We start from the raw sequence: 4,713 nt of genomic DNA, 5'->3' as shown, positions 1-4,713 counted from the left end.
GTTGCGACGCTGGCCGCGCAGGCGTTCCAGTCCCTGCGCGAGGCTCGGCGCAATGCGCTGCTGGTATCGTTGATCGAGGGCAAGCCGGTTTCCGATACCGGCGCAGTGCTCGACGCCCCACTCGAAGCCATCCACAGGGCTTTTGGTCGGATGACCGACATGCAGGGGCAGGTCGTCGGTATCCTCGATGCCCTGCTCGGTGCTCCGCTAAATGAAGCTGACGCACACATCGAGCGTGCCCTGGCGCGAATGGGCGAGATTACGGGCGTGGACCGGGTCTACGTCTTTCGCCTGCGATCAGATGGCGCGTTCATCGACAACACGCATGAATGGTGCGCGCCGGGAATCCTGGCGATGCGCGAGATGTTGCAGGGCATCCCGGCCGACATGATCGACCATTGGCGCGAGGCTTTCGATGCAGGCGAGGATATCTCTATCCCCGATGTCGCAGCCCTTCCCAATACATCACCCGAGAAGGAAGTCCTGCTCGCCCAGGGCATCCAGTCGCTTCTCGCCGTTCCGATCCTGAGCGATGGGCAGTTTGCGGGGTTTGTCGGCTTTGATGCCGTTCGGGCCAGACGCCGGTTCCTGCCGGGCGAGGTCTATCTGATCAGCTCGGTCGCCAAGGTCGTCGCGTCGGTTCTCGCACGTCGTGACGCGGAAACCAGACTGCTCTGGGCACATGCCGAAACCCTGTCGCAGCGTACGCGACTCGAGGCGGTCCTGGCGGCCATGCCCGATCTCGTAGTCGAACTTGACCGCGCCGGCTGCTTCGTGACCTGGCATTCCGGGACAATCGTCCTCCCTGTTGCAGTCGCAACCTCGTTTTCCGGGCACAACCTCGAAGAGGCTTTGCCTGCGGCACTGGCTGCCGAGGCGCGTGTCGTTCTGGCAGAGCTCGATTCAGGCACCAAGACAGTCAACCGTGAATTTCGCCATGCCTTGATCGGAGAGGACGAACGCTTCTGGCAGCTTTCAGCATCCCGGATCGGCGATCAAGGATATCTCTTCGTCATGCGCGACATGACCGAGGCGCGGGAGCAGACCGCCGAGATCGAGCGCTTGTCCAAGATTGCGCGGCGCACCACGAACCTTGTCGTCGTAACCGATGCCGCCCGTCGGATCGAATGGGTGAACGAAGCCTTTGTTCGCACCACCGGCTGGACACTCGACGAGGTCCGCGGGCGAAACGCCGGCCACTTCCTGCACTGCGAGGCGACCGACCCCGCTACCGTCACCCGCGTTCGCGCGGCCCTTGACGCGGGTGAGGCGGTGCAGGCGGAAATCCTGAATCGGGCGCGCGACGGGCGTGAATACTGGGTTGCGCTCGACATCCAGCCCCTGCGCGACACGTCCGGCGCCCTGCAGGGGTTCATGGCGGTCGAGACTGACGTGACGGAGCGCCGCCAGCAGGCCGCCGAACTGGAACGCGCGGCCAAGGCGGCAGCCGAGGCGCGCATCACGCTCGAGGCCGCTGTCGAAGCGTTGCAGGACGGGTTCGTCCTGTTCGACGCACAGGACCGGCTGGTCATCTGCAACCGGAGATACCGCGAGATTTATGGCCGCTCTGCTTCGGCCATCGTTCCGGGAACGAGTTTTGAAAGCATCCTTCGGTTTGGGCTGGCAAACGGTGAGTATGCCGAAGCGATCGGACGTGAGGACACCTGGCTTGCCGAGCGCCTTTCGCGCCATCGCGCGGCCAGCTCCGAGTTCGAGCAGCAACTGGCGGGCGGGCGCTGGCTTCGGATCTTTGAAAAGGAAACGCCCGATGGCGGACGCGTGGGTCTGCGCGTCGATATCACGGCCCTGAAACTGGCCGAACAGCGCGCCCTTGCCGACCGATCAGCCGCAATGGAGGCAAGCCAGGACGGCATCGCGATCACCGACGCCGAGGGCCGTTTCCTGTACATGAACAAGGCACATCTGGCACTTTTCGGGTATGGCGACGACAGCGAGGTGATCGGCCAACCCTGGACAGTTCTCTACGCACCTGCCGAGGCTGTGTGGATGCAGGCCAACGCAATGCCAGAGCTTGCCCGGAATGGCCGGTGGTCCGGAGAAGTCCTTGGACTGTCCATGGACGGGGACGCCGTCGATCAGGATGTCTCGCTGACACTCAAGGAAGACGGCGGCATCCTGTGTATCGCCCGCAACATGCGTGACCGTCGCCTCGAGGCTGCCGAGCGCGAACGCATCCGCGATGAGTTGCACCTCGCGCAACGGCGCGAGATCGTCGGGCAGATGGCGGCCGGGCTGGCGCATGATTTCAACAACCTGCTGGCTGCAATCTCGGGCAGCGCATCGCTGATCGCCGCCAATGCCGATCCGGGCAGCGGCGCAGCCTTCGGGGCCGGGCGGATCGTATCGGCCTCGGATCAGGCGGCAGAGTTGGTCAAAAGGCTGTTGGCCTTCGGTGCAAGGCAACCCGAGCGACGCTCCCTTGACATGCGCATCCCGGTCACCGAAGCGGTCACGCTACTCCGCGCGAGTATCAAGGCGCCGTCGCAACTGACCCTTTCCCTACCCGAGCACCCGATCGAGGTCATGGCCGACCCTTCGGATATCCTGCAAGTGGTCCTCAACCTTTGCGTCAATGCGCGCGATGCCCTTGAGGGGCGCGCCGGAACAATAGCGGTTGCGTTGGCGGATGCAGATGGGGATGATCTGAATGGCCCGTTTGCGGTGGGCACGACCGATCCGGGCGGTCGGTACCTGGCGCTCAGCATTACAGACACCGGCCCCGGGATGACGCCTGACCTGATCCAACGCATCTTCCAGCCCTATGTTTCGACCAAGGGCGACAAGGGGACGGGCCTTGGACTGTCGATCGTGGCCTCGGTGGTCAAGTCCAATGGTGGCGCGGTCGGGTTGCGGTCCGAGCCCGGGCAAGGCACCCGGTTCACGGTCCTGTGGCCCCTGCGCCCGCCAGAGCAGAAAGCACCTGCCACGACGAATGAGAGGCTGAGCGGGCGGCTTGACGGGCGCCGGATCCTGGTTGTTGACGATCAGCAGGACGTTCTGGATGTGCTGACAGCTTTTCTGGAGGCCGCCGGGGCCGAGGTTGCCCCCTCGAACGAGCCGGGGGACATCGTCGCTGCGGTCAAGGCCGACCCGGACGCCTGGGACCTGGTTGTCACGGATTTCGACATGCCAGGGATGAATGGCGATGCGCTCGCTGTTGAAATCGACAATGCCGCGCCCGGATTGCCGGTGATCCTTGTCACTGCACTCGCAGGAGTGGCCGGCAGGGCGGGGACCCGGTTCGCCGCCGTTCTTGGAAAACCTGTCGACCGCAACGCGCTTGTCCAGTCGGCAGAATCTGCAATAGTGAAATCGAACTCACGGGAAATCTGAGTGATGCATGTCTTGATTGCCGACGACCATGACCTGTTGCGCGATACGCTCGACTTGTGGTTTCGGCAGGAGAAGATCGATGTCACGTCGGCCCGCGATCTGTCCACCGCGATGCAGGCGGTGGCCGCGTCAGACCCCTTTGACCTGATCTTGCTGGATTACGGGATGCCGGGAATGGACGGGCTTGAAGGGCTCAGGCGCGCGCTGGCCGATGGCAAGGGCGCGCGGGTGGCGCTGATGTCGGGCACCGCGCCGCGTGAAGTGGCCGAAGCCGCGCTGGAAATGGGCGCTGCAGGGTTCCTGCCCAAGACACTGCCCGCAAAGTCGCTGGTCAATGCGGTCCGGTTCATGGTCATGGGCGAGCAGTATGCGCCCATCGATTTCATGACCGCCGCTCCCGAGACCGAGGTCGTTCATCCGCTGGTCGGCAAGCTGACCGCGCGCGAGCTTGATGTGCTGGCTGGCCTTTGCGAGGGCAAGGCCAACAAGGAGATCGCCCGCGACCTCGGCATCCAGGAGCCGACGGTCAAGCTGCATATGAAGACCCTGTATCGCAAGATCGGCGCCCACAACCGCACACAGGCCGCGTTGATCGCCAAGGAGGCGGGGCTGTTCTAAATCGTCAATCCATTCCGGTTAGCGGAAACCCGGGCTGACAAAGTTCGCGATATGTCATTCTGCGGCGATGACAAAACGGGCAACGGCGTTCGCTTGCTCTGGATCAATCACGGGCGCAAAAGCCTCGGCGTGATGTACGCCCCGGGCCTTGAGCCGGGCGACGGCGTCCTTCACCTCCTGCACGCGCGATCGGTCGGCAACGAGGATCACATCACCCATGGCGACAACGACCATATCGGTCAGCCCGATTGCGACAAGCTCGACGCCCTCGACCTCGGACCGAAGCAGGCTGTCGGTGCAGCCCATGGCCGTGACCGAACCGTAGGTCACGAGGCCCGCCTCATCCCGCTGTCCCTCGCGCCAGATCGCATCCCAGTCACCAAGGTCGGACCATCCGGCGGCGAAGGGGACAACACAGAGGTTGGCCGCTCGTTCCATGACCGCGTAATCGACCGAGATATCTTCGGCCAACGCCCAGGGCCCGGCGGCGAGGTGTTGGGCGCCCGGACCTGTCCGGGCATCGCTCAACGCCGCGCGCACCGGCGCGAACAGGCCGGGCGCATGCGCTGCAAAGGCATCGATCATCGTCCGCGCCGTGGCAAGGAAGATGCCCGCGTTCCACAGATAGCGCCCGGCGGCCAGCATCGCCTCGGCCTGCTGCAGGGCCGGCTTCTCGACGAACCGCCGCAGGGCCAAGGGGCTCAGGGCGATGCTCTGCGGCACCTCGGTCAGTTCAAGCCA

At 64.3% G+C, this 4,713-nt stretch carries 3 protein-coding genes; 2 read left to right on the top strand and 1 reads right to left on the bottom strand.

Translation table 11 applies throughout. The features are described 5' to 3' along the window. Together V7N12_RS13260 and V7N12_RS13255 are read left to right on the top strand one after the other, a co-directional pair. Nucleotides 1–3,354 (top strand): PAS domain S-box protein (locus V7N12_RS13260; RefSeq protein ID WP_333715100.1); only part of this gene is annotated, 3,354 nt, incomplete at its 5' end. Next, entirely contained in the window at nt 3,355–3,972 is a 618-nt protein-coding gene (locus tag V7N12_RS13255) for a response regulator transcription factor (RefSeq protein WP_443089969.1), read from the top strand. Nucleotides 3,973–4,026: 54 nt separating this feature from the next. Here V7N12_RS13255 and V7N12_RS13250 read toward each other — a convergent pair. Next, nucleotides 4,027–4,713, bottom strand: a 687-nt coding sequence (locus V7N12_RS13250; RefSeq protein ID WP_333715099.1) for a sugar phosphate nucleotidyltransferase, incomplete at its 5' end; no start/stop codon positions are given.

This window comes from Yoonia sp., assembly GCF_036770585.1.
GTDB lineage: Bacteria > Pseudomonadota > Alphaproteobacteria > Rhodobacterales > Rhodobacteraceae > Yoonia.
The sequence above is the reverse complement of the archived record's forward strand: the minus strand, read 5'-3'. Positions and strand labels throughout refer to the sequence as shown.